The organism is Pseudomonas fluorescens (genome assembly GCF_019212185.1).
In the GTDB taxonomy this organism is placed as follows: domain Bacteria; phylum Pseudomonadota; class Gammaproteobacteria; order Pseudomonadales; family Pseudomonadaceae; genus Aquipseudomonas.
This window is the reverse complement of the sequence record NZ_CP078138.1, coordinates 1,205,394-1,231,083: the sequence shown is the minus strand read 5'-3', so window position 1 is coordinate 1,231,083 and position 25,690 is coordinate 1,205,394. Positions and strand designations below refer to the sequence as shown.

At 61.8% G+C, this 25,690-nt stretch carries 22 protein-coding genes and 1 pseudogene; 14 read left to right on the top strand and 9 right to left on the bottom strand.

Annotated elements, in window-relative coordinates; all coding sequences use genetic code 11:
* Positions 1–5: 5 nt before the first annotated feature.
* The 7 genes from KW062_RS05305 to KW062_RS05275 all read left to right on the top strand — a co-directional run bounded on the left by KW062_RS05305 (position 6) and on the right by KW062_RS05275 (position 7,760).
* The gene (locus KW062_RS05305) at positions 6–1,121 is read left to right on the top strand and encodes a mannuronate-specific alginate lyase (RefSeq protein WP_105755110.1); all 1,116 of its coding nucleotides are present in this window, start codon (positions 6–8) and stop codon (positions 1,119–1,121) included.
* A 191-nt stretch (positions 1,122–1,312) separates the two neighbouring features.
* Positions 1,313–2,791 carry an MBOAT family O-acyltransferase gene (locus tag KW062_RS05300; protein WP_105755109.1) on the top strand — a complete coding sequence of 493 codons (1,479 nt, stop codon included), beginning with the start codon at positions 1,313–1,315 and terminating at the stop codon, positions 2,789–2,791.
* Between the two features lie 11 nt (positions 2,792–2,802).
* Complete coding sequence (locus KW062_RS05295) at positions 2,803–3,981, top strand: alginate O-acetyltransferase (RefSeq protein WP_105755108.1); 1,179 nt, start codon at positions 2,803–2,805, stop codon at positions 3,979–3,981.
* 14 nt (positions 3,982–3,995) lie between these two features.
* Positions 3,996–4,649, top strand: coding sequence for an alginate O-acetyltransferase AlgF (locus KW062_RS05290; protein ID WP_105755107.1), 654 nt, complete (start codon positions 3,996–3,998; stop codon positions 4,647–4,649).
* 168 nt (positions 4,650–4,817) lie between these two features.
* On the top strand, positions 4,818–6,269 hold the full coding sequence (locus tag KW062_RS05285) for a mannose-1-phosphate guanylyltransferase/mannose-6-phosphate isomerase (protein WP_027618611.1): 1,452 nt from the start codon (positions 4,818–4,820) through the stop codon (positions 6,267–6,269).
* Positions 6,270–6,440: 171 nt separating this feature from the next.
* Positions 6,441–6,905 carry a hypothetical protein gene (locus KW062_RS05280; protein ID WP_027618610.1) on the top strand — a complete coding sequence of 155 codons (465 nt, stop codon included), beginning with the start codon at positions 6,441–6,443 and terminating at the stop codon, positions 6,903–6,905.
* Positions 6,906–6,935: 30 nt separating this feature from the next.
* Positions 6,936–7,760 (top strand): SDR family oxidoreductase, encoded by an 825-nt coding sequence (locus KW062_RS05275; RefSeq protein ID WP_105755106.1) that lies wholly within the window; start codon positions 6,936–6,938, stop codon positions 7,758–7,760.
* Between the two features lie 3 nt (positions 7,761–7,763).
* Here KW062_RS05275 and KW062_RS05270 read toward each other — a convergent pair whose 3' ends face one another.
* A complete protein-coding gene (locus KW062_RS05270) occupies positions 7,764–8,645 on the bottom strand; it encodes a LysR family transcriptional regulator (RefSeq protein ID WP_105755105.1) in 882 nt (293 codons plus the stop codon).
* A gap of 110 nt (positions 8,646–8,755) precedes the next feature.
* On the opposite strand from KW062_RS05270, the gene KW062_RS29220 reads away from it, so the two are divergent.
* From KW062_RS29220 to KW062_RS05250, 3 genes and pseudogenes are all read left to right on the top strand, one after another.
* Positions 8,756–10,930: an IS30 family transposase gene (locus tag KW062_RS29220; protein ID WP_327192027.1), complete on the top strand. Its 2,175-nt coding sequence runs from the start codon at positions 8,756–8,758 to the stop codon at positions 10,928–10,930.
* Between the two features lie 8 nt (positions 10,931–10,938).
* Positions 10,939–11,424: pseudogene (locus tag KW062_RS05255) on the top strand (MFS transporter); the annotation flags it as partial.
* A complete protein-coding gene (locus tag KW062_RS05250) occupies positions 11,421–11,804 on the top strand; it encodes a hypothetical protein (RefSeq protein ID WP_027618606.1) in 384 nt (127 codons plus the stop codon). The pseudogene KW062_RS05255 and the gene KW062_RS05250, both read left to right, overlap by 4 nt.
* 38 nt (positions 11,805–11,842) lie before the next feature.
* Here KW062_RS05250 and KW062_RS05245 read toward each other — a convergent pair whose 3' ends face one another.
* Genes KW062_RS05245 through KW062_RS05230 form a run of 4 tightly spaced genes read right to left on the bottom strand, consistent with a single transcriptional unit; the run spans position 11,843 to position 16,603 of the window.
* On the bottom strand, positions 11,843–12,694 hold the full coding sequence (locus tag KW062_RS05245) for an efflux RND transporter periplasmic adaptor subunit (protein ID WP_027618605.1): 852 nt from the start codon (positions 12,692–12,694) through the stop codon (positions 11,843–11,845).
* Positions 12,695–12,704: 10 nt separating this feature from the next.
* Positions 12,705–12,905 carry a DUF1656 domain-containing protein gene (locus KW062_RS05240; protein WP_027618604.1) on the bottom strand — a complete coding sequence of 67 codons (201 nt, stop codon included), beginning with the start codon at positions 12,903–12,905 and terminating at the stop codon, positions 12,705–12,707.
* Positions 12,895–15,081 carry an FUSC family protein gene (locus tag KW062_RS05235; RefSeq protein WP_105755100.1) on the bottom strand — a complete coding sequence of 729 codons (2,187 nt, stop codon included), beginning with the start codon at positions 15,079–15,081 and terminating at the stop codon, positions 12,895–12,897. The genes KW062_RS05240 and KW062_RS05235 overlap by 11 nt, the downstream gene beginning before the upstream one ends.
* 10 nt (positions 15,082–15,091) lie before the next feature.
* Complete coding sequence (locus KW062_RS05230) at positions 15,092–16,603, bottom strand: efflux transporter outer membrane subunit (RefSeq protein ID WP_105755099.1); 1,512 nt, start codon at positions 16,601–16,603, stop codon at positions 15,092–15,094.
* Between the two features lie 176 nt (positions 16,604–16,779).
* Between KW062_RS05230 and KW062_RS05225 the strand changes: the two genes are divergently transcribed.
* From KW062_RS05225 to KW062_RS05215, 3 genes are all read left to right on the top strand, one after another.
* Complete coding sequence (locus KW062_RS05225; RefSeq protein ID WP_027618601.1) at positions 16,780–17,748, top strand: LysR family transcriptional regulator; 969 nt, start codon at positions 16,780–16,782, stop codon at positions 17,746–17,748.
* A gap of 96 nt (positions 17,749–17,844) precedes the next feature.
* Complete coding sequence (locus tag KW062_RS05220) at positions 17,845–18,819, top strand: 2-hydroxyacid dehydrogenase (protein WP_027618600.1); 975 nt, start codon at positions 17,845–17,847, stop codon at positions 18,817–18,819.
* Positions 18,820–19,011: 192 nt separating this feature from the next.
* Positions 19,012–19,521 (top strand): DUF2165 domain-containing protein, encoded by a 510-nt coding sequence (locus KW062_RS05215; protein WP_027618599.1) that lies wholly within the window; start codon positions 19,012–19,014, stop codon positions 19,519–19,521.
* Between the two features lie 6 nt (positions 19,522–19,527).
* Here KW062_RS05215 and KW062_RS05210 read toward each other — a convergent pair whose 3' ends face one another.
* Positions 19,528–20,430, bottom strand: coding sequence for a DMT family transporter (locus tag KW062_RS05210; RefSeq protein ID WP_027618598.1), 903 nt, complete (start codon positions 20,428–20,430; stop codon positions 19,528–19,530).
* A 137-nt stretch (positions 20,431–20,567) separates the two neighbouring features.
* Here KW062_RS05210 and KW062_RS05205 point away from each other — a divergent pair, with 137 nt between their 5' ends.
* Positions 20,568–21,443, top strand: coding sequence for a helix-turn-helix domain-containing protein (locus KW062_RS05205; protein ID WP_105755098.1), 876 nt, complete (start codon positions 20,568–20,570; stop codon positions 21,441–21,443).
* A 9-nt stretch (positions 21,444–21,452) separates the two neighbouring features.
* On the opposite strand, the gene KW062_RS05200 is transcribed toward KW062_RS05205, so the two are convergent.
* The 3 genes from KW062_RS05200 to KW062_RS05190 form a co-directional block, all read right to left on the bottom strand.
* Positions 21,453–23,885: a TonB-dependent siderophore receptor gene (locus tag KW062_RS05200; protein WP_027618596.1), complete on the bottom strand. Its 2,433-nt coding sequence runs from the start codon at positions 23,883–23,885 to the stop codon at positions 21,453–21,455.
* Positions 23,886–24,133: 248 nt separating this feature from the next.
* Positions 24,134–25,120: a FecR family protein gene (locus KW062_RS05195; protein ID WP_105755097.1), complete on the bottom strand. Its 987-nt coding sequence runs from the start codon at positions 25,118–25,120 to the stop codon at positions 24,134–24,136.
* Entirely contained in the window at positions 25,117–25,689 is a 573-nt protein-coding gene (locus KW062_RS05190; RefSeq protein ID WP_105755096.1) for an RNA polymerase sigma factor, read from the bottom strand. The genes KW062_RS05195 and KW062_RS05190 overlap by 4 nt, the downstream gene beginning before the upstream one ends.
* Between the last annotated feature and the right edge of the window lies 1 nt (position 25,690).

Sequence of the window (25,690 nt, the reverse complement as noted above, 5' to 3'; positions counted from 1 at the left end):
CTGCCATGCACACTGCACAACGCAAAAAGCTCTGGGTACCAGCCCTGCTCAGCCTGGCGATGTTCGCCGGCGCCACCCAGGCCGCCGCACCACTGCATCCGCCCCAGGGTTACTTTGCCCCGGTGGAAAAATTCAAGACTGGCGACAGCAGTGAAGGCTGCGACGCGGTGCCGACGCCGTACACCGGTGCCCTGCAATTTCGCAGCAAATACGAAGGCTCCGACAAGGCCCGTTCGACCCTGAATGTGCAATCGGAAAAAGCCTTCCGCGACACCACCGCCGACATCACTAAAATCGAGCGCGGCACCAGCAAGCGGGTCATGCAGTTCATGCGCGACGGTCGCCCGCAGCAACTGGAATGCACGCTGAACTGGCTGACCGCCTGGGCCCAGGCCGATGCGCTGATGTCCAGGGACTTCAACCACACCGGCAAGTCGATGCGCAAATGGGCGCTGGGCAGCATGGCTTCGGCCTACATCCGCCTGAAGTTCTCCGACTCCCATCCGCTGGCGAATCACCCGCAGCAAGCGCAGCAGATCGAAGCCTGGTTCAGCAAAATGGCCGATCAGGTGGTCAGCGACTGGAACGACCTGCCGCTGGAGAAAACCAACAACCACTCGTACTGGGCTGCCTGGTCGGTGATGGCCACCTCGGTCGCGACCAACCGCCGCGACCTGTTCGACTGGGCCGTGAAGGAGTTCAAGGTCGGCGCCAACCAGGTCGACGCCCAGGGCTACCTGCCCAATGAACTCAAGCGCGAGCAACGGGCGCTGGCCTATCACAACTACGCCCTGCCACCCCTGGCGATGATCGCCAGCTTCGCCCAGGTCAACGGTGTCGACCTGCGTCAGGAAAACAACAGCGCGCTCAAGCGCCTGGGTGAGCGGGTGCTGGCCGGGGTCAAGGACCCGGACGAGTTCGAGCAGAAAAACGGCAAGGAGCAGGACATGACCGACCTCAAGGTCGACTCCAAATTCGCCTGGCTCGAACCCTACTGCTCGCTCTACAGCTGCTCGGCGGATGTGCTGGAGAAAAAGCACGGCATGCAGCCGTTCAAGTCCTTTCGCCTGGGTGGGGATCTGACCAAGGTCTATGACCCGAGGAATGAAAAAGGCTCATGAACAACACACCCCCTGTAGGAGCGAGCCTGCTCGCGATGAGGGTCTGACATTCACCATTGATGTCGACTGATACACCGCCATCGCGAGCAGGCTCGCTCCTACAAGGGTGAATGCGTTACCCCTCCATTTCACTGGGGGGGTTGGGGGGGCCGTTGGCCCTTGACTGTTGATGTACACAAGGAGAAACCGGGATGGTGTTTTCATCCAACGTGTTCCTGTTTTTGTTCTTGCCGATCTTTCTCGGCCTGTACTACCTGAGCGGGCAACGCTATCGCAACTTGCTGCTGCTGATTGCCAGCTACGTGTTCTATGCCTGGTGGCGCGTGGACTTTCTCGCGTTGTTCGCTGCCGTCACGCTGTGGAACTACTGGATCGGCCTGAAAGTCGGTGCCGCCGGGGTCAGGACCAAACCGGCTCAGCGCTGGTTGCTGCTCGGCGTCGCCGTCGACCTGTGCATCCTCGGTTATTTCAAGTACGCCAATTTCGGCGTCGACAGCATCAACGCGATGATGACCTCAGTGGGCCTGGAACCTTTCATCCTGACCCACGTGCTGCTGCCGATCGGGATCTCGTTCTACATCTTCGAGTCCATCAGCTACATCATCGACGTCTACCGCGGCGACACCCCAGCCACCCGCAACCTGATCGACTTCGCCGCGTTCGTAGCGATCTTCCCGCACCTGATCGCCGGCCCGGTGCTGCGTTTTCGTGACCTGGCCGACCAGTTCAATCACCGCACCCATACCCTCGACAAGTTTTCCGAAGGCTGCACGCGGTTCATGCAGGGTTTCATCAAGAAGGTGTTCATCGCCGACACCCTGGCGGTGGTCGCCGACCATTGCTTCGCCCTGCAGAACCCGACCACCGGCGACGCCTGGCTCGGCGCGCTGGCCTACACCGCGCAGCTGTACTTCGACTTCTCCGGCTACAGCGACATGGCCATCGGCCTGGGCCTGATGATGGGTTTCCGCTTCATGGAAAACTTTAAGCAACCCTACATCAGCCAGTCGATCACCGAGTTCTGGCGACGCTGGCACATCAGCCTGTCGACCTGGCTGCGCGACTATCTGTACATCACCCTGGGCGGCAACCGCAAAGGCACCCTGACCACCTACCGCAACCTGTTCCTGACCATGCTGCTCGGTGGCCTGTGGCACGGCGCCAACATCACTTACATCGTCTGGGGCGCCTGGCACGGCATGTGGCTGGCGATTGAAAAAGCCATCGGCCTCAACACCTCGCCACGCAGTTTCAACCCGATCCGCTGGGCACTGACTTTCCTGCTGGTGGTGATGGGCTGGGTGATCTTCCGCGCGGAAAACCTGCACGTCGCCGCCCGCATGTACGGCGCCATGTTCAGCTTCAGCGACTGGTCGCTCTCGGAGCTCAACCGCGCCAGCCTCACCGGTCTGCAAGTGGCAACCCTGGTGGTGGCCTACACAACCCTGGCGTTCTTCGGCCTGCGCGACTTCTACCGCAACCGTCCGCCGACCAAGGACAGCGCCGCACCCAGCCAAGCGGTCGACGGCGGTGCCCTGAGCCTGGCCGGTGGCGCCATGGTGGATTGGCCGCGCTACGCCATGCGCGCGCTGGTGCTGCTGCTGTTCATCGCTTCGATCCTGAAACTTTCGGCGCAAAGCTTCTCGCCGTTCCTTTACTTCCAGTTCTGAGGGATCTGACCATGACCCGCTCATTACGCGTGTTCTACATCGCCCTGTTCCTGGTGACCCTGATGGTCTTGGGCCTGTGGTCGGTACGCAGCTTCTTCGGCTTCAGCACCAACAACGAGGCAACCGTGCTCAACGGCCGCTGGACCAAGGCCGTGGAAACCCACTACGACGATGAATTCCCAATCAAGCGCCTGGGCACCAACCTGTGGGCGGCGCTGGATTTCAAGCTGTTCAACGAGGGGCGTCCGGGTGTGGTGCTCGGTCGCGATCAATGGCTATACAGCGATGAAGAGTTCAACCCGATCGTCAACGAAGAGCTGAACCTGCAAGGCAACTACGCGCTGGTCGAAGGCGTACGCCAGACTCTCAAGGCCCGTGGCGTCGAACTGGTGATGGCGATTGTCCCGGCCAAGGTGCGCCTGTATCCGGAGCATCTGGCCGAGGTCAAGCCGGCGAGCATCCATGCCGACCTGTACCGGGATTTCCACCAGCGCGTGGCCGCCGAGCGGATCCCCGCGCCTGACCTGCTGGGCCCCTTGCAACAGGCCAAGAATGCCGGGCAGCAAGTGTTCCTGCGCACCGATACCCACTGGACCCCGGAAGGCGCGCAGATCGCCGCCGAGCAACTGGCGCGGACCATTGCCGAGAAAACCCCGCTGAGCGGCCAACCTCAGCAATTCGTCACCCAGGCCAGCGAGAACGTCAGTCACAAGGGCGACCTGCGCCTGTTCCTGCCGCTGGATCCGCTGTTCGAAAACCTGATGCCGGCCACCGAACCGCTGCAAAAGCGCACCACCGTTGCTGCCGAGCAACCTGCTGAAGGTGAGGACGCGCTGTTCGCCAACAGCGAGGTGCCCGTCGCCCTGGTCGGTACCAGCTACAGCGCCAACCCAAACTGGAATTTCGTCGGCGCACTCAAGCAGGCACTGAACAGCGATGTGCTCAGTTACGCCGAGGACGGCCACGGGCCGATCCTGCCGATGCTCAGCTACCTGAAAAGCGATGACTTCAAGAACAGCCCGCCCCAGGTGCTGATCTGGGAGTTCCCCGAACGCTATCTGCCCGTCAACAACGAAATCGGCGACGCCGACCCGCAATGGGTCGCCGAACTCAAGCAAGCCGGTGCGCGCCAACAGAACGTTGCACTCAACATCCGTAAATCCGAGATGCCCGACCGGGCGCAAAACTGAAAGAGGTAACTCCCATGACTTGCACTTCCACTCCTCGTCGTCTCGCCAAGACCATCGCCCTCGTCGCTGGTATGAGCGCGCTGTCTCTGCAGGCCTTCGCCGGTGACGCCGCGCTCTACGGCCCGACCGCGCCGAAAGGCTCGAGCTTCGTGCGGATCTACAACGCCAGCAACGCCGAGGTCAGCGCCACCGTCGGCAGCACCGCCCTCAACGATGTTGCGCCGCTGGCCAGCAGCGACTTCAGCTTCATGCCCGGCGGCGACTACAGCGCCAAGGTTGGCAGCCAGAGCCTGCCGGTGAAACTCGCCGCCGACCACTATTACACCCTGGTCAACAACGCCAGCGGCCAGCCGCAACTGATCGAAGAACCGCCGTTCAAGAACAAGCAGAAATCCCTGGTGCGGGTACAGAACCTCAGCGACAAGGCGCTGACGTTGAAGACCGCCGACGGCAAGACCGAAGTGGTCAAGACCGTCGCCGCCAAAGGCCGTGGCGAACGCGAGATCAACCCGGTGAAAGTCAGCCTGGCGCTGTACGACGGTGCTACCAAAGTCGGCGACGTCAAACCCGTTGCCCTGGAGCGCGGTGAAGCGGCGGTGCTGTACGTCACGGGTAGCGGCAGCAGCCTGTCGCCGGTGTGGGTAAAACGTCCGGTTTCTACTCGCTAAGCCATTTTCCGAATTGATGCAGTTCCTTGTAGGAGCCGGCTGGCTGGCGATTGCGGTGTGTCATTGGGCATTGATGTGTCTGATATGCCGCCTTCGCTGCGATGCGGCGGCCCGACAAGCCCGCTCCTACAAGCGGCCCCGACTTAAAAATTTTGAAGGAGTTACACCATGATCCCAGTCATCCTCTCCGGCGGTAGCGGTTCACGTCTTTGGCCGCTTTCCCGCAAACAGTTCCCCAAGCAGTTCCTGGCCCTGACCGGCGAGCACACGCTGTTCCAGCAAACCCTCGAACGCCTGGTGTTCGACGGCATGGACAACCCGATCGTGGTCTGCAACCAGGACCACCGCTTCATCGTCAACGAGCAACTGAGCAGCCGCAAGCTGGAAACCCAGCGCATCCTGATGGAGCCGTTCGGCCGCAACACCGCACCGGCCGTGGCCCTGACCGCGATGATGCTGGTCAATGAAGGTCGCGACGAGCTGATGCTGGTGCTGCCGGCCGACCACGTGCTGGAAGACCAGAAGGCCCTGCAACGCGCCCTGGCCCTGGCCACAGTCGCCGCCGAGCGCGGCGAGATGGTGCTGTTCGGGGTGCCGGCGACCAAGCCGGAAACCGGCTACGGCTACATCAAGTCGACCAACGATGCGCTGCTGCCGGAAGGTATCAGCCGGGTCGCGCAATTCGTCGAAAAACCCGACGTCAAGCGCGCCACCGAGTTCGTCCGCACGGGCGGCTATTTCTGGAACAGTGGCATGTTCCTGTTCCGCGCCAGTCGCTTCCTCGAGGAGCTGAAAAAACACGATCCGGACATCTACGACACCTGCCTGCTGACCCTCGAACGCAGCGCCCAGGACGCCGACACCATCACCTTCGACGAAGCTACCTTCGCCTGCTGCCCGGACAACTCCATCGATTACGCCGTGATGGAAAAAACCCAGCGCGCCTGCGTGGTGCCGCTGACCGCCGGCTGGAGCGATGTCGGTTGTTGGTCGTCGCTGTGGGACGTGCATGAAAAAGACGTCAACGGCAACGTCAGTAAAGGTGACGTGGTGATCCAGGACAGCCGCAACTGCATGATCCACGGCAACGGCAAACTGGTGTCGGTGATCGGCCTGGAGAACATAGTCGTGGTCGAAACCAAAGACGCGATGATGATTGCCCACAAGGACAAGGTCCAGGGCGTCAAACAGATGGTCAACACCCTCAACGAACAGGGCCGCAGCGAGACTCAGAATCACTGCGAGGTTTATCGTCCGTGGGGCTCCTACGATTCGGTGGACATGGGCGGACGTTTCCAGGTCAAGCACATCTCGGTCAAACCGGGGGCTTGCCTGTCGCTGCAAATGCACCACCACCGTGCCGAGCACTGGATCGTGGTCAGCGGCACGGCGGAGGTGACTTGTGATGAGAACGTGTTCCTGCTGACCGAGAACCAGTCGACCTACATTCCGATTGCCTCGGTGCATCGCTTGCGCAATCCAGGGAAGATTCCCCTGGAGATCATTGAGGTGCAGTCGGGGAGTTACCTGGGCGAGGATGATATTGAGCGGTTTGAGGATATCTATGGGCGCTCGACACCGCTGGAGCGTGGGGTGTCGGTAAAAACCATCGCGCAGTAACTGCCCGGCAAGAACAAGCCCCCTGTCCAGCCGACTGCGTCCCCTATCCGCAGTGGGTTGGACAGGGGCTTTCCCACGGGGGCTCCTGAGGACGACAACAAGACCTCCCCCATTCGCCAACCTCCCTATGCTTCGGTAGGATGCTGATCTCTGTTCCCGAGGTTGTACGTCATGTTCATTGGCGTTTTGCTGATCATTACCTGGCTGGTTCTGTTACTGCGCTATCCGAGTAAAGCCTTGCCTGTGTCCCTGGCCGCCGCGCTGGGCCTGGGGCTGGTAGCCGCATGGGTGGTGTGGCTGGATAACCGCGAGGTCAAGCAACTGGCGCGCCTTGAGTTGCGGATCAGTTATGCCCCCGAGCAGTGCCCGGCTGACCGGCCGCTGTTGCTGAACATGAACAACGGCAACGACGTTCCGCTGACCGAGCTGCGTTGGCGCATCGCCGCCTATGCCCCGGGCGATACGGTCAACCTGGCCGACAATCAATACGCCGCGCCACGCTACCGTGGCCCTGGCGAACTGCAGGCCGGCGCCAACTGGCAGGATTGCCTGCCCATGCCACCCCTGCGCCCCGGCTACCGCCCGCAAACCCTGGAGTTTCGCGCCGAGCGATTGCAGGGTAGTTTCTCCGACTGACTTTCCTCTTCCCTGCACAAGGAATGCGCCATGCCCGTTGCGTTGATCACCGGTTGTTCCAGCGGCATTGGCCGCGCCCTGGCCGATGCCTTCAAACAGGCCGGCTACGAGGTCTGGGCCACGGCGCGCAAGGTTGAAGACGTGGCGTTCCTGGCGGCCGCCGGCTTCACCGCAGTGCAACTGGACGTCAACGACGGACCGGCACTCGAGCAGTTGAGTGAACGCCTCAACCAGCAGCACGGCGGCCTCGACCTGTTAATCAACAATGCCGGTTACGGCGCCATGGGGCCACTGCTCGATGGCGGCGTGGCGGCGATGCAGCGTCAATTCGAGACCAACGTGTTTTCCATCGTTGGCGTGACCCGCGCGCTATTCCCCGTGTTACGTCGCAGCAAGGGCCTGGTGGTGAATATCGGCAGCGTCTCCGGTGTGCTGGTCACGCCATTCGCCGGCGCCTATTGCGCTTCGAAGGCAGCGGTCCATGCACTGAGTGATGCACTGCGCATGGAGCTGGCGCCATTCGGCATCCGCGTGATGGAAGTGCAGCCCGGTGCGATTGCCTCAAGCTTTGCAAAGAACGCCGGCGCCGAGGCCGAGCAGTTGATCAGCGAGCAATCGCCGTGGTGGCCGCTACGCGAAGGCATTAGGGCAAGGGCCAAGGCCTCCCAGGACAAGCCCACACCCGCCAGCGAATTTGCCGCCGACCTGCTCAAGGCTGCGCAGCAAGATCAGCCACCGCGCCTGCTGCGCCTGGGTAACGGCAGCCGCGCCCTTCCCCTGCTCGCCGCGCTGTTGCCCAAAGGCTTGCTGGAGTGGGTGCTGATGAAGCGCTTTGGTCTGCGCGGTTCGCTCTGAAATTCAATTCCACTCTTTCATGAAATCAATAAACGCCCGTACCTTCAACGGTAGGTGGCGGGTGTCCGGGTACAAGGCATAGACACCTTGCCGGGCGAAGCGGTAACCGGGCAGCAGGCGTTGCAAGGTGCCGCTCTTCAGGTCATCGGCCACCAGCCATTCCGGGAGGATCGCCACGCCCTGACCAGACAACGCGAAGGCCCGCAGCGTGGCCGAGTTGTCGGCGATGATTGTGGTCTTGCCGGGTTGTGGCTGATAGACGTGTTCCGTGCCTTCCGGGTCCTCCACCGTCAACTCCGGCACCCGCCCGTGGCCCAGCGCCGGCAGTGCCTGCAACTGCTCCAGGGTCTGCACCGGCGGGTGTTGCGCCAGCAGCGCCGGTGCCGCGACCGCATGAATGTCGAACGTCGACAACTGCACGGCGCGCAGGTTGGAGTCGTACATGCGCCCCAGCCGCAGGGCGACGTCGAAGCGCTCGGAGATCAGGTCCGCGTGGGTCGATGAAGTCGACAGATGGATGTTCAATTGCGGGTGTTGCTCGCGGAACACCTGCAAGGCCGCCACCACCTGGGCCAGGGCAAATTCCAGGGTGGTGGTGATGCGTAGCGTGCCCTTGAGCTGGCTGTGCTCCGAGCGAGCATCCTCGATAGCCAGGCGCGCTTCGTCGAGGGTGCGCACGCAGCGCTGGTAAAACCGCTCGCCGGCATCGGTCAGGGCCAGTTGGCGGGTGCTGCGGGTCAACAGGGTGACGCCCAGCTCGGCCTCCAGGCGCTTGAGGTTGAAGCTGACCACCGCCCGGGTTTGCCCCAGCAGGTCGGCCGCTGCGGTCAGCGAACCAGCCTCGACCACGGCTTTAAAGGTATCGAATCGGTCCAGGCTGACCATCTCGGCGGTGCCCCTTGTCAAAATAATTTTGACAAACTAGCAGCCAATTCGCTGTTTTTCCAAACCTTTGCGCGCCCTACCCTGCACCGCTCATTGACCGGAAAATCGTCATGGCCTATCGCTGGAAAGTCGCGCTGGTGTACCTGCTGGGGTTCGCCCTGGACCTGCTGAACATGTTTGTCGCGAACATCGCCTACCCCGACATTGCCCATCAGTTGGGAGCCTCGGTGAGCCAACTGGCATGGATCGGCAACGCTTACATGCTCGGCCTGACCCTGGTCATTCCCCTGAGCGTGTGGCTGGCGGCCAAGGTTGGCGAGCGCTGCCTGATCCTGGCTTCACTGCTGGCGTTCGGTTGCGCTTCGCTGCTGGTCGCACAAGCCGCGTCGATTGAAGCCTTGATCGGCTGGCGACTGCTGCAAGGGCTCAGCGGCGGCCTGCTGATCCCCATCGGCCAGGCCCTGGCGTTCCGCCAATTCCCGGCGCAGCAGCGCGCTCAACTGACGACTTGGGTGATGTCGGTCGCGTTGTTGGTCCCGGCATTGTCACCGGCGTTGGGCGGGCTGATCGTACAAGCGCTGTCGTGGCGCTGGGTGTTTTACCTGAATCTGCCGTTTGTCCTGCTGGCCCTGCTGCTGGCGGCGCTTTGGTTGAAGACCGATAACGCGGTCGTCGAGCGTACGACACGCCCCTTGCTCGACCTGCAATTACTGCGCAATCCGGCATTGCGCCTGGCCATGTGGGTCTACCTGCTGATTCCCGGGGTGTTCATCGGCACCAGCCTGATCGCCGTGCTGTACCTGAATCAGCGCGGCTGGGGGGTCGCGCAGATCGGCGCACTGATGGCGAATTCAACCGGTCGTTGCAACACCTTGATCGAGGTGTTTATGGGACGACCTGCAGGATGGATGCAAAAATTGACGGGCCGGGGAGCGATGCGTTCTCCAGGCGCACCGTCACTTCGTAATGAGATAGAGCGGCTGTTTTGGGTGCAGATCGCGACCGGCATCACAAGTGAAAAGGCAGCACAGGCCGTTGGCGTATCAACAGCGGTAGGCACACGCTGGTTCCGTCATCGGGGCGGGATGCCATTATTCATGTCGAACCACATATCAGGACGGTACTTGTCGTTCGCAGAGCGAGAAGAGATTGGGCTGCTTCGGGCGCAAAGTGTCGGCGTTCGTGAGATTGCCCGTCGCCTTGGACGAAGCCCATCGACAATTTCACGAGAGCTGACACGTAATGCTGCAACTCGTTGCGGTCGGCTTGAGTATCGAGCTTCAGTCGCGCAATGGAAGGCAGAACTGGTGGCCAAGAGGCCAAAGCCAGCGAAACTGGTCACTAACCCGCGACTGCATCAATACGTACGAGACCGTCTTGAGGGTAAGGTTCAAGACGCCGATGGTTGTGAGATTGCTGGGCCTCGACAAGCGCCCTTCAAAGGCCGAAACAAACCACATCGCAGTGACCGTAAATGGGTCATTGGCTGGTCGCCCGAACAGATTACCAACCGGCTCCAGATCGACTTTCCGGACGATGAATCCATGCGTATCTCTCACGAAGCCATATATCAGGCCCTTTATATTCAAGGGCGAGGCGCTCTCAAGCGCGAACTGGTGAGCTGCCTACGCACGGGACGCGCATTGCGCGTGCCGAGAGCCAGAGCGCAGGCCAAAGCGTGGGCACACGTCAGCGAGGATGTCATGATCTCCAGTCGCCCTGCTGAGGTAGAAGATCGGGCTGTACCCGGGCATTGGGAGGGCGACCTGATCATCGGTCTGAACCGTTCTGCGATTGGAACTCTGGTCGAGCGCTCAACTCGATTTACCATGCTCGTCCATCTGCCCCGCGAGAAAGGTTATGGGCTAATTCCCCGCACGAAGAACGGCCCGGCGCTGGCTGGCTATGGGGCTGTTAGTATGGCCAATGCATTGAAGAAGACGGTGACTGATCTTCCCATCGAGCTGTGGCGATCTTTGACCTGGGATCGTGGAAAGGAGCTGTCGGATCACGCTCGATTTACCATCGAGTCCGGAGTAAAGGTTTTCTTTGCTGATCCACATAGTCCATGGCAGCGCGGCACAAACGAAAATACGAACGGCCTTCTACGGCAATACTTCCCGAAAGGCACTGACCTCTCTCGTTGGAGTGCTCAAGAAATACAGGCGGTAGCTCACGTACTTAACACTAGACCTCGAAAAACACTCGGCTGGAAAACACCTGCCGAAGCACTGAATGAGTATCTAAAGTCTGTACAACAATCCAGTGTTGCGACGACCGGTTGAATCCGCCGATGCTGCCCTGGGCCATGGGTTCGGCACTGGCGATCATCGCCGGTAAACGCGCCTTCCAACACTACGGCCCCAAGCCGCTCCTGATACTCGGCGCGCTGCTGCAAAGCGTCGGGATTGGCTTGTTGATACTCATCGAGCAACCCCAGGGTGGCTTGCCGATCCTCGCTTATGGATTGATGGGCCTGGGGGGCAGCTTATGCAGCAGTTGCGCGCAAACCCTGGCGTTTCTCGACATCCGTGCCGAGCGCATGAACCACGCCAGCGCCCTGTGGAACATCAACCGCCAACTGAGCTTCGGCCTTGGCGCCGCAGTTCTCAGTGCGCTGCTCGATGCCCTGGGCCCGCAATCGCTGCACGCCTTCGAGCGCTGCTTCCAGATCGCCGCCCTGCTGACCCTGATCCCGCTCCTCGCCGTCTGGCGCTTCGATGCCACGCCGGTGAAGGCCCTAATCACTCCCCACCCCAAACTGGAGAAAAACCCATGAATGACTATTTCGCTGAAGTCAGCCACACCCTCGCCGACATCGAGCAATGGTTCGCCGGCACGGATGATCGCAAGGTGCTAAAGCGTCTGCTCGCGCGATTCTCGCCGCAGTTCTCGATGATCACGCCCAATGGTGACGCGCTGGACTTTGCAGGCCTGCAAGCGTTGTTCGAAAAACTCGGCGGCGCCCGCCCTGGGTTGCGCATCGAGTTGAGCGAGTGGCATAGCATCGACCGGCATGCCGATGGCGCCAGCGTCAGCTACCGCGAACTGCAGTCGGATGCCAGCGGGGTGCTCAACGACAGGCGCGCCACTGCGGTTTTGGAACGACAGGCGTCAGGGGCGCTGGCGTGGCGGCATCTGCATGAGACGTTTTGCTGAATGCCCCACCCCACCTTGTGGAGCGAGCTTGCTCGCTTCTACAGATTCACCACCACCGTGCAAGTAATCCCCGCCGCCAGCAGAACGCCCTCCGGCACTTCATCGATATGGATGCGCACCGGCACCCGTTGGGCCAGGCGCACCCAGTTGAAGGTCGGGTTGACGTCGGCGATCAGTTCGCGGCTCTCGGGGTTGTCGCGGTCGTAGATGCCGCGGGAAATGCTTTCCACGTGACCCTTGAGCACTTCACCACTCATCAATTGCATCTCGGCCTGGTCACCGACCCGCACGTGAGGCAGCTTGGTTTCTTCGAAGAAGCCGTAGACCCAGAACGAGTTCATGTCGACCACGGCCATTTTCGGTTCGCCGATGCGTGCGTAGTCGCCGCGATGCACATTGAGGTTGGTGACATAACCGTCCACTGCCGCCAGCACTTTGGTGCGCTTGAGGTTCAATTGCGCGGCTTCCAGTTGCGCCTGGGCGTGCTGGTAGTCGGCCAGTGCCGAGTCGGCGATGTTGCTGGCGTCGTCGCGGTTCTCGCGGGAGATCACCAGGTTGTCCAGGTCGGCACGCCGGTGGGCGTTGACCTTGCGCATTTCCCAGGTGGCCTTGCGCGAAGCCACCAGCGCTTGCGCCTGTTTGACCGCGAGCAGGTAATGCTCAGGATCGATCTGCATCAGCAAGTCGCCCTTTTTCACCCGTTGGTTATCCCGCACCGGCACGTCGACTACTTCACCCGTGACGTCGGCGGCGACGTTGATGATGTCGGCCCGCACCCGGCCGTCACGGGTCCAGGGGGTGTTCATGTAGTGCACCCACAGCGAGCGGCCGATCCACAGCGCAAGGGCCAGCACCAGCAAGGTGGCAAGCAGACTGAAAAGCTTTTTCATCGAAGCGGTCTCACTGATAAACCGTCAGCGCCAGGGCGCCGAACAGGCAAATGAACAGGCTCAGGCGCAACAACGCCGGATGCCAGAAAAAACGGTAGAGGTCGTACCCGGAAAGAAACCGGTCCAGCGCCCAGGCCAAGGCGGCGGCGATGAAAAACATCAGGGTCATGGTCGGCATGTACACGCCGTGGAAGGCGATTTCACGAGGCATGGTCAGGTCCTTGCGGGGCGGTCAGCGCCGCCAGCGGCGATTGCGGGTCGAGCAACGAAGTGCGAATGAAATGCAGGTAACTCTTCACCCGGCGCAGGGCCGAGGTGTCGAAGTGCGGGGCGAAGGGCTCGTCGGTGGCCTGGACGCGGCTGATGGCATGGTCGACGGCAATCAGCGCGCGCTCTAGATTGCTCTGCCCCGGCTGCAGGAACAGGCGCACCAGCGAGCGGCCCATGACCCGGATTGCCTGGCGCCACGGCTGCGACTCGGCGTAGGCCGGGTGCACCGGGAGAATCGCCTGCTCCTTGCGCAACTCGATGATCGCGTGACCGACCTGCAGCACCACGAACATCCAGCGCAGCAGATTGCGCTGCACCTGCGGCTGACCCACCGCCAGGCCATAGGCCTGGTGCAACAGGTCGCGAGTGCTGCTTTCGAAACTCGTCGCCAGGCCCTTGAGCTTGCCGCTGATGGCATAGACCACCTGGCCGCGCAGGTCCTGCTCCAGTCGGCGCCAGAGCCAGCGACTGTTGGGCGGCAGAATGATCGCGCCGGCGGCCGCGCAGACCAGCATGCCAATGACCATGGCGATGTAATCGTTGATGAAGGTGTAAGGGTTATAAATCGTCAGGTTGTCCGGCACCGAACCGGTGCTGAAGAAAATCAACAAACCCAGGCCAACGCCGACGTAGTGCGGGCGTGAGGTCAGGAAGGCGCCGAGCACGATCACCGGCGCCAGCATCACGCACAGCAGCGGGAAACCGTCGATCCACGGGAAGATAAAAAACATCTCGACGAAGCCGATCAGTGCACCGAGAAATGTGCCGCAGGCCATCTGGAACGCCATGCGTTTCGGATTGGGCGTCGCCGCAGACAAGCCGACCGTCGCCGCCGCGATCAGAGTCATGGTGGCGCCACTCGGCCACGCAGTCGCGACCCAATAGCTGCCCAGCACCAGCAGAATGAACGAGGCGCGAATACCCGACGCCGCCGCTGCCAGCCAGTTGGTTTTCGGTGTGAAAGGTTCGTCCCACTGCTCCCGTTCATGGCGGTGTTCGGCGAGCGAAGCGTGGGTCTGAGCATAACTGTGCAGCTCATCGACGAAGCGATAGAGCAGCTCGTAGGCGGTGTGGAAATCCAGCTGATCGGCGTCGCTCGGCGCGCTGTGTTCGAAAGCCGCGCGCAGGCTGCGCACCCGTGCTGGCAGGCCGTCCTTGTAAGCCGCCAGTTGACTGGCCAGGCGCGCCGCGTCGGCATGGGTCAGGGCCCGTCCGGAAAAGCCGTCGAGCAATTCCGCCAGGTCCTGCAACCCCGGCTTGATCGCCGCCAGCACTTGGTCTGCGCCAGTGTCGCGCAAGCGCTCAAGCAACTGGTGCAAGGCGTTGAATCGGGTAGTGATGCCCATGAATTCGCTGTTCAGCCGACTGAGGCGGCCGTTGCGCCGGCGCATGTGCGGGTCCTCGAACACGGTCACGCTGCGCAGCCCTTCCAGGCCCACGGCTTCGGCGATGAAGCCGACGTTACGGCTTTCAAAGCTGTCGCGCTGGCTGCGTCCGCGCAGGCCATCGGTGACGAACAGCGCGAACACGCCGAAGCGTTGATACAGGGCGTTACGCATCGCGGCACTGGCGGTTTGCGGCAGGATCGCAGCGCTGACCAGGGTCGAGCAGAGAATCCCCAGGGAGATTTCCAGCACCCGCCAGACGGCCGCCATGAACGCCCCCTCAGGATGCGCCAGAGCCGGCAGGCCGACCATCGCCGCGGTGTAGCCGGCGAGCACAAAACCGTAGGCGCGGAAGTTGCGATAGCGCGCAGCGCCGGCCGTGCAGATACCGACCCAGATCGCCAGCGCCCCGAGGAACAGTTCAGTGTTCTGCGCAAACAGGGCAATCAACGCGACCATTACTGCCGATCCGGCCAGGGTGCCGAGGAAGCGATAGAAGCTCTTGGCGAACACCTGGCCGCTTTGCGGTTGCATGACGATGAACACGGTGATCATCGCCGTGCGCGGTTGCGGCAATTCCAGGCGCATGGCCAGCCACAGGGTCAGGAAGGCCGCGATCAACACCTTGAAGATGTAGACCCAGGTCACGCCATCGCTGCGTGCCCAGTCGAAAAATCCACGGCGCCACTCAAGGCTATAAAGCCAGCGCAGCGGTGCAGGCAAGGGAGTCATGGTGTCCTGCTCAATGATCGAGGGCGGAGAGAATGGCCGGGGGTTTCGGTGCCTGGATTTTGCTGTCGGCCGGCACGTCGTCGCCCGCGCCGAGACCGCCGCCAAGGGCGGTGACCAGTTCGGCGTGGGCACTCAAGCGTGCCGCCTGGACCTGCTGTTGCACCTGCTGCTGTTTGAACAGCAGGGTTTGCGCGTTCAGCACATTGAGGTAATCAGTCAGGCCACGCTGGTAGGCGATCATCGCGATGTCATAGGTTTTCTGCGCCGCGGCCACCGACTCGGCGGCGAAGTCCTGCTGCTTGTCCATCGACTCGCGACGGATCAACTGATCGGAAATGCCCTTGAGTGCATTGATCAGGGTTTGGTTGTACCTGGCCACCGCCAGGTCGTAACCGGCCGAGGCCGAACCCAGTTCCGAGCGCAGACGCCCGCCGTCGAAGATCGGCAGGGAGATTGCCGGGCCGACGCTGTAATTGAGCTTTTTCCCGGTCAGGAACTCCAGCGCACCACCACCGGTGGCCATGTAACCCAGACTGCCAATCAGATCGACATTGGGGTAGAAGCCGGCGTGGGCGACGTCGATTCCGCGTGCCTCGGCAGCCACCTGCCAGCGACTGGCAACCACGTCCGGACGCTGCCCAAGCAATTGCGCCGGCAGGCTCGAGGGCAACTTCAGTGCGGCACCCAAGGCCAGGGTCGGACGTTGCAGCCGCGCGCCCTCGCCCGGACCTTTGCCAGCCAGGGCCGCGAGCTGGTTGCGACTGAGGGCGATTTCCTCGTCCAGCGCGTCCAGTTGGCGATGGGTTTCGGGCAACGGCGTCTGCGCCTGGCTGACCTCGAAATGGGTGCCGATGCCACCGTCCAGGCGCTTTTGCGCGAGGTCGAGAATCTGTTGTTGCTGGGCCAGAGTGGCGGCGACGATATCGCGCTGGGCGTAATGCAACGACAGTTGGATGTAGGCACGCACCACATTGTTCTGCAATTCCAGCTGGGCCATGCGCGCTTCGGCGGCGCTCATGTGCGCCAGGTCGACGGCACGTTCGCTGGCATTGCTTTCGCGGCCCCAGAGGTCGAGGGCATAGCTGAAACCCAGCGCCGCGTTGTTGTCCCAGGTGGTGGAGTTGGCCAGGTCGCCAGGGCCGTAGAACTGATCGGTGGGCCAGTTGTGGCGCTTGAGGGTGGTATCGGCATTGATCTGCAATGACTCCGCCGATTCCACCACGCCCGCCATGGCCTTGGCCTGCCGCACCCGCGCCGCTGCCATGGCCAGGCTTGGACTGCCCTGCACGGCGAGTTCGACCCAGGCGTCCAGTTGGCGATCGCCATAGGCGCGCCACCATTGTGCGACGGGCCAATGAGCGTCCTGTGCAGCGCTCTGGATGGCCTCGTCCGTGGCCAATGTATTGACATCGAGTGCCTTGCCCTGTGGGGCAATACCTCCGGTTCCGATGCAGCCGCTGATTGCCAGGGATAAAGCCAAAATACTGAGAGCCTTGAGCTCTCTGTTGATGCGACGCGGCACTGCTGCAAATTCCTGAGGGAAAGGTGTTTGACCGCGATGATTCTAGGGCTGGGGCCGTACGGCGATAAGCTGGGAATCCTGTGAATCTTTGTTACCGTTAACGAGATAATCCCTTGGTTGAATGCTTTGCCTCGTAACTTCATGTCACAATTTGCCATCTCCCTTGAGAGCACCCCATGGACACCTTGCAAAACATGCGCGCCTTCAGCTGTGTCGCCGAGGCTGGCAGCTTCACTGCCGCCGCCGTGCAGCTCGATACCACCACAGCCAACGTCTCGCGCGCGGTCTCCAATCTGGAAGCCCACCTGCAAACCCGTCTGCTCAACCGCACCACCCGCCGCATCGCCCTGACCGAGGCAGGCAAGCGCTACCTGCTGCGCTGCGAACAGATCCTCGCGTATGTAGAAGAAGCCGAAGCCGAGGCCAGCGATGCCCATGCACGGCCCGCCGGGCAGTTGAAAGTGCACACCATGACCGGGATCGGCCAGCATTTCGTCATCGATGCCATCGCCCGCTATCGCAAGAGTCATCCGGATGTGACCTTCGACCTGACCTTGGCCAACCGTGTCCCGGATTTGCTCGACGAGGGCTACGACGTGTCCATCGTGCTTGCCAGCGAACTGCCGGACTCCGGTTTCGTCTCCCAGCGCCTGGGCATCACCTACAGCATCGCCTGCGCCTCGCCAGCCTACGTCAAGGCGCACGGCTGCCCGACCAAGCCCAGCGACCTGCTGAACCACGCCTGCCTGCGTCTGGTCAGCCCGGTGATTCCGCTGGAGAAGTGGCTGTTCGACGGTCCCGATGGCCAGGAGATGGTCACCATCAACAGCTCACCGTTCCTGGTGAACTCTGCCGATGCGATGAAAACCGCGATCACCAGCGGCATGGGCGTTGGCGTGCTGCCGCTGTATGCGGCGATCGACGGCTTGCGCAACGGCAGTCTGGTGCGGGTGATGCCCAACTACCGCTCGCAGGAACTGAACCTGTACGCGATCTATCCTTCGCGCCAATACCTGGACGCCAAGATCAAGACCTGGGTCGAATACCTGCGCGGCTCGCTGCCGGAAATTCTTTCGGCCCACCAGGCAGAATTGGCGGCCTATGAGCTGAGTGGCACCCTGGGCGGCGCGCGCTTGACCAATTGAAGCGGATGCGCGGTTCTTGTCCATGGGACTCGCGCTGACCCTGCCAAGAATGATAGCTTGCTTGGCATTGTCCTCCGCCCGATGAGCTTTCCCGCGATGAAAAAGACTGTACTTGCTTTCAGCCGTGTCTCGCCTGCCATGGTCGAGTACCTGCAACAGGATTTCGAGGTGATCGTGCCCAATCCCAAGCAGGGCGATATCAATGCACAGTTCAATGAAGCCCTGCCCCATGCCCATGGCTTGATCGGTGTCGGGCGCAAGCTGGGCCGGGCACAACTGGAAAACGCCAGCCGCCTGGAAGTGGTGTCCAGCGTCTCGGTGGGTTACGACAACTATGACCTGGCCTACTTTAACGAACGCGGGATTATGCTCACCAACACCCCGGATGTGCTGACTGAAAGCACCGCCGACCTGGCCTTTGCGTTGCTGATGAGCAGCGCCCGCCGCGTCGCCGAACTGGACGCCTGGACCAAGGCCGGCCAGTGGCAAGCCAGCGTCGGCGCGCCGTTGTTTGGCTGTGACGTGCACGGCAAGACCCTGGGCATCGTCGGCATGGGCAACATCGGTGCGGCCATCGCTCGTCGCGGCCGCCTGGGCTTCAACATGCCGATCCTGTACAGCGGTAACAGTCGCAAGACGGCGCTTGAGCAAGAATTGGGCGCGCAGTTCCGTACGCTCGACCAATTGCTGGCCGAAGCCGACTTCGTCTGCCTGGTGGTACCGCTGAGCGAGAAAACCCGGCACCTGATCAGCCACCGCGAACTGGCGCTGATGAAGCCTGAGGCGATCCTGGTGAACATTTCTCGTGGACCGGTGGTGGATGAACCGGCGTTGATCGAAGCGTTGCAGAACAAGCGGATTCGCGGCGCCGGGCTGGATGTCTATGAAAAGGAACCGCTGGCCGAGTCGCCGCTGTTCCAATTGCAGAATGCAGTGACCTTGCCGCACATCGGCTCCGCCACCCACGAAACCCGCGATGCCATGTCCAATCGCGCCCTGGCCAACCTGCGCAGCGCCCTGTTGGGTGAGCGGCCGCAGGATCTGGTCAACCCGCAGGTGTGGAAAGGCTGATTCAGTGGCGGCACGTTTGCCGGACGTGCCGCTGACAATCCGCTTATTACTATTTAGTTGCAGACTAACGCTTAATATCAAGCGACAAAACTTGCACGGCAACTCACAACCTGATTGCAGTCACGCGCTATAGACTCCGCCAATCGCCTGGAGAACTTCAATAACAGGCTCTATATCAGGAGAATATCGCGCATGATGAAACTCACGACCACTTGCGCAGTCAGGCGCAGCAAAATATTGATTGTCTTGATGGCAGCCACCTTTGGTTGCGTCACCCTCGTCAACAACTTCACGGACTACACCGCCTATTACGAATACATTGGCGAGATCCTCAGCATGACCACCACTGAAGGCAACGATTCACGTCGCTACCGCGCCGTCACCTCAAGCTATTTTCATCATCGCTTCTATTGGGCGATCATTACGTTCGAGACCATCTTCACGATATGTTGCCTGATCGGGACTTATCAGCTCTACCGAACTATCGAGGCACCCCGCAAGGAGTTCCAGAGCGCCAAGAAGTTCGCCATTATCGGCCTGACAACAGCGATCTTTGTCTACTACATCCTCTATGTAGTCATCATTAATGAATGGTTTGATGTCGAATACTCGACCAAGCGCAATGCCTTTGATTGGGCCCGCAGTAATCTCGCGTACATGTTTCCTGCGCTGATCTATGTCTCCCTGAAAAACGAACACTGATCACCCTCACGCGAGGTCGGCCTTCAGCGCTTTGCTGCGTGCCGAAGGTTTGCGAAACACCAGCACGTTACCCAGCATCACCAGCACCAACCCGGCCAACGCCGGCGCGGTCCACTGATAACCCTCGACCAGGGCCGAAACGTTCAGCGCCACCACCGGGAACAGCACCGTGCAATAGGCCGCACGCTCCGGGCCCATGCGCCCGACCAGGGTCAGGTACGCGGTGAAACCGATGACCGAACCCGGAATCACCAGGTACAGCAGCGAACCGACGTAACGGGTATTCCACTCCATATCGAAGGGAATGCCCTTGAATACGCAATACAACGAGAGCATCGCCGCGCCATAGGCCATGCCCCAGGCATTGGTGGTCAGAGGCCTCAGCCCGGCCTTCTGCTGCAGGCTCGAGAGCAGGTTACCGGCCGAGAAACACAGGGTGCCCAACAGCGCCAGACCCAGGCCGAGCAAGGTTTGCGGGCTGGCGCTGTGACCGACCAGCTCGGGCCAGAACAACAGGCCCAGTCCCGCTAAACCCAACCCGCCGCCCAGCAGTACGTTACGAGCAATTTTCTGCCGGAAGAACACTCGTGCATTGAGCGCGTTCCACAAGGTCGCCGTGGAAAACACCACCGCAACCAAGCCACTGGGGATCCACTGACTGGCGCTGAGAAAGCACATGAAGTTGATACAAAACAGGCACAACCCCTGAGCCAGGCAGATCAGATGGCCACGGCGGTTCATCACCTGCAGCTTGCGGCTGAGCAGCAGCATCACGAACAGCACCAACGCCGCCAGGCCAAAGCGATAGACGATCGACACCGGAATGGCGACCACCCCAAGTTGCAGTTTCAGGGCAATCCAGGTGGTGCCCCAGATCAGCACGGTCAGCACATACAACGAAAGGTTCATCACGCTCACTCCTGAAGATGGCCTTCAGTCTGTGGCGTGATGATCTAGCGCGCTTGCATAAACTTGCGCTTTTGTCGGCTGCCGGGCTGGCACGACCATGGCGAGGGAGTAGGATGCAAGGCGTTGGAGAAACGATCATGCCCGCACTCGAAACCCTGCAAGTCTTTCAAGCCCTCAACCGCTCGCCCCATGCTCGTCTGGAGCACAGTGCCGAGCTCGGTGACGGCATGGCTGCAGCCCTGTGGAACAACCACCACGACTCCCAGGACTACGAGGCGCCCGGGCATCACACCCTGTCCTGCTACCTGGCCGGCGGCACCGGGACCTTTCGTCGTGGACAGCCCGGCACCACCGGCGGCCCGAACAAACTCTGCATCCTCCCCGCCGAACACCAGTCAGCCTGGGTGATCAACGGCGAAATCCGCCTCGCCCACCTGTATTTCAGCCCTGACCAATTCGCCCTCGGCTGCATCACCCTGCTCGACCGCGAACCGCGCGCCGTGCAGTTGCAGGAGAGCACCTTTCTCGACGACCCGCTGCAGGCCCAACGCTTTCGCCAGTTGACCGAACTGAACTGGAAGGAGCCCGGCGAACGCCTGCTGACCAGCAGCCTGGCCCACGAAATGCTCAGCCACACCCTGCTCAACCAGGTCGGCCTGCGCCAGGGCTTGCGCCTCAAAGGTGGCTTGGCTGCCTACCAGCGCCGGCAACTGGTGGAGTACATCGACCAGCATCTGGAACAGCCCATCAGCCTGGGACAACTCGCGGCGATGTGCGCACTGTCGGAGTACCACTTCGCCCGGATGTTTCGCCAAAGCTTCGGCCTGCCGCCCCATCAGTACCTGCTGGCGCGGCGCCTGGCCCATGCTCGGCACCTGCTGCGCAACACCACCCTGCCCCTCGGCGAAGTAGCCCTGGCCTGTGGGTTTGCCAGCGCCAGTCATTTCACCAACCGCTTTCGGCAAACCATGCACGGCACGCCCGGCGAATTCCGCCAGGCGTTCTGCGCCTGAGCGCAGTCGTCAGAACTCCAGGGTACTGGACAACGACAGCTGCCGCGCATCGCCCATCGACACGAAGAACCGGCTCGCCGCCGAGGTGTAGTAGGTCTGGTCGAACAGGTTCTTGACGTTGAGCTGGAACTTGACCTTTTGCCCGTCCAGGCGAGTGTCGTAGGTGGCGAAGGCATCGGCCACGGTGTAGGCCGGCAAGTCAAAGTCGTTCACCGCGTTACCGGCCCGTTCGCCGACATAACGCGCCCCCGCGCCGACCCGCAACTGGTCACCGCCGATCAGGCTGCCAAAGTCATAAACCGCCGACAACGAGCCGCTGTTGCGCGCCACGTTTTGCAGTTTCTTGCCCTGGTAAGTCGGGTCTTCAGTGACCTCGGCATCGGTATAGGCGTAGCTGCCGATCAGGTTCCAGCGCTCGCTCAACTGACCGCTGAGGTCGACTTCCAATCCGCGCGAGCGCACCTCGCCCGCCGCACTGTAAATCGTCACCGGGCCTTCGGAGTTGGCCACCAGCACGTTGCGCTTCTTGATGTCGAACAGGGCGATGTTGCCGGTGATCCGGCCCGGCATATCCAGCTTGGCCCCCAATTCCCACGACTTGGCTTCTTCGGGTGCCACGCTGCCATCGAGCACCGTGCTGCTGCCGCTCAGCGGGGCGATGGTCGAGTTGGGTTTGAAGGATTCGGTGTAGCTGCCGTAGAACGACAGTTCATCGGTGTAGCGATACACCAGGCCAGCGCGGGGCACCCATTTCTGTCCGTTGCTGTCGGTATTGGCCTTGAATGGACGGCCCTTCCCGGCGTACTGGTCGTACTCCTGGAAACGTGCACCAGCCACCAGGATCCATTGATCGGTGAGGTGAATCGAATCCTGGAGGAACACCGAGTCGCTGCGCAGCAGGTCGGTCTGTTCGCTGTCCGGGGCGCTCACTGTAGTGCCGGCCACTTCACGGCCGTACACCGGATCGAGGTAGCTGAAGCTCGGTGACAGGCTCTTCTGGCGGATCAGATCGGCGCGGTAAATCTTGCGGTACTCGTCGTCCACACCCATCACCAAATCATGCTGCATACCTGCCAGCTCAACCTTGCCTTCGAGGCTGAGGGTGGTGAAGCGATCGGTCGTCAGCGCGTCTTGGGTACCGTCCATGTTGCGGGTCAGGGTGCCCTTCACAGGATCGATGGCGGTGATGCGCACCTGGCTGGCATCGTAGGTTTCGCGGTTCCAGCTGTAGCCGAAGTGGGCGTTCCAGTTGTCGTCGAGCTGATGGTCGGCTTCGAAGTGGTAAAGGTCCGAGCGCCCTTCCATGTTGTTGAACGGCTCGTCGAGGCGCCGCGAGGCGGGAATATCCAGCGGGTGATTGGTCCGCGGATTGATCGCCGTGCCACGATCAAAGGGCGAGAGGAATTCACGGTGCTCGTACGCAAACAACAGCGAGGTACTGTCGCCGTACCAGGCCAGCGACGGTGCGATCAGGGTTTCGCGGTGGGTGCCGAAATTGCGCCAGTAGTCTTCGTCCTCGTGGTCCAACACCAGCCGGTAAGCCAGCCCGGATTCGCCCAGGGCACCGGTGCTGTCGAGGCTGCCACCGCTGCCGTTCTTGCCGTCACCATAGGTCGAGCCGCGCGCCGTCAGGGCGTTATAGCTCTGCAACTGGGGTTTCTTGCTGACCATGTTGACCACCCCGCCCGGATCCTGGATGCCGTACAGCAGAGACGCTGGCCCCTTGAGCACTTCCACCCGCTCCACCGAGGCGTTCAGGCCCCGGCCCTGCACGATCGGCATGCCGTCGCGCATGATCGAACCATTGCGGTTGTCGCCGAAGCCTCGGGTCATCACCGAGTCCTGGGTTCCGCCCAGGGTGTTGCCCTGGGTGATGCCGCTGACGTTCGCCAAGGCATCGTCAAGATTGCGCGGCGCCTGATCGCGCAGGACCTGAGCGGCGACCACGTTGATGGTCTGGGGAATTTCCTGCAGCGAGGCCGAGGAGCGGGCAATCGAGGTGGTGGAAGGCGGCTGGTAGCTGGTCGACTGATCAAGCGTCGAGGTGATGGTGGTCGCGCCGAGGTTCAAGGCGCCCGTGGTCGGCAGCGGTTCAAGGGCCAGCGTGTGGGCATCGGTCTGGCGGAAGGTCAGTCCCGACTGGCTCAACAACCGCTGCATGGCCTGCTCGGCGCTCATCTGGCCGTTAATCGCCGGCGCGGTCAGGCCGTAAGGGGCTTCATCGGTGTAGACCACGCTGAGGCCGGTGACCCGGCTGAAATCGCTCAGGGCCTGAGACAAGGGTTTGGCGGCGATACTGAAACTGAACTGCGTGCTGTGCTGCGCACCGACCTGAGCGGCCTGGGCGACACTTTGCGGCAACAGTGCCAACGCCGACACGGCCAACACTGAAACACCGAACCACTGCTGCTTGAACACTACCGAACCTGACCTGGACTTCATTGCTTGGACCCGTGTGGAGTAACGCACCGATGCGAATCAATCGCACTTTCATCAACTACACGGATGGGGGGCGGGTTTACCTCATGGGGATTTGCAAATAATTTTCAAAGGGGGGATTTTTTTGATTTCAAGTAGCCTGGGTGTACCGGGAATCTGCGGTGTTCGCGCTATGTGCGGCCTGCCACAATCCTTGCCGGCGCAGGCGATGGGAGATACAGCAGCGGTCCACCTGACACCGCACCTTCGACTCACCGCACAAAAATCAGACTACCCAACTCATGCTGCTCAAACCCCAGCACGCCTTGCAATGAAGCCAGCACCGCACGCGGGTCTTTGCTGGGAAAGCTGCCACTGATGCGGCGGGCGGCCAGTTCATCGTTGAGCAGAATGATCCGTCCGGGGTAATAGCGCTGCAGATCGGCGATCACATCGGCCAGGGGTGCCCTGGCGTAGTTGAGCCAACCCTGGCGCCAGGCCAGTTGCGCCTCACTGTCGACAGCGTGCAGCGGCTCGGCGCGGCCGGCGTGATACGCCACTTGTTGGCCCGCGCCCAGCACCTGCTGTTCGGCACCCGCCTGCGCGGTCACCCCGACTCGTCCCGACAGCACGGTCACCTGCGCCCCCTGCGGTTGCAACCGCACCTCGAACTGCGTCCCCAGTACCCGCGCCCGCCCCTGTTCGGCCTCGACCACGAACGGTTCGCCAGTGTGAGTCACCCTGAAAAACGCCGCGCCGCGGCGCACTTCGACGTGCCGCTCGCCGCCGCTGAAATCCACCGCAATCGCACTGTCGGCATCCAGCGTCACCTGCGACTGGTCGGCCAGGGTCACGCTGCGCACCTGACCGGGCGCCGAGACGTAATCGGCGCCGAGGTCGTTGAACCAGCGCGCCGGCTGCCAGCCCGCGCCCATCGAGACCATCAACAGCAGACAAGCGGCCATCGCCAACCCCGCCGACCAGCGCCGCACGCGGGAATAACGGGAGCGCTCCATGGCATCCAGATAACCTTGCAACGCCAGCGCCTCCTCAGCAGCGAGGACTCGCGCCGGCCCCTCACTCAACTCCCAGAGCACCTGGGCCTGGGCATAAGCCTGGGCATGGGCCGGATCGGCCAGCAGCCACTGGCTGAAGGTCGCCTGATCGCCGCTGCTGGGCTGGTCGTGCAACAGGCTCAACCAGGCCAGCGCGGCCTGTTCCTGGGCGGGCGTCGGACTGAGGGGGGTACTGGGGTTCACGGGGCTTTCCCTGGCGTGCGCGGTTGGGGGTCTCGCAGGCTGGCCTTGCAGGCTTCGAGCGCACGCATCATATGTTTTTCCACGGCACTCTGGGAAAGCCCCATGGCCCTGGCGATGTCCGCGTAGGTGCGACCGTGGATGCGATTGAGCAGGAAAATCTGTCGGCTGCGCTCGGGCAGACTGCGCAAGGCCGCCTCTACATGGCGCAGATCATTACCGGCTTCCAGCGCCGCTTGCGGCTCCACGCCGAACTGATCCTGTTGCTCCGGCAACCAGGCCTCACTCAGCCGTCCGCGCGCGTCTTCGCTGCGCAAATGATCGATGGCGATATTGCCGGCACAGCGCAGCAAATACGTGCTGAGCTCTTCCACCTGAACCAGTGGCCGGCGCCAGAAGCGCAGGAACAGGTCCTGCACCAGATCGGCCGCCGTCGCCCGACAGCCCACCCGCCGATTGACCAGCGCCTCCATCTGCGAACGCTGGGACAAAAACACCTGCAGGAAATGCGCCCGGCCACCCGGGTTGTCCGGGCCGTCAGTGGTCTGCGATTCAGGAGGCGTGAGGTTCATT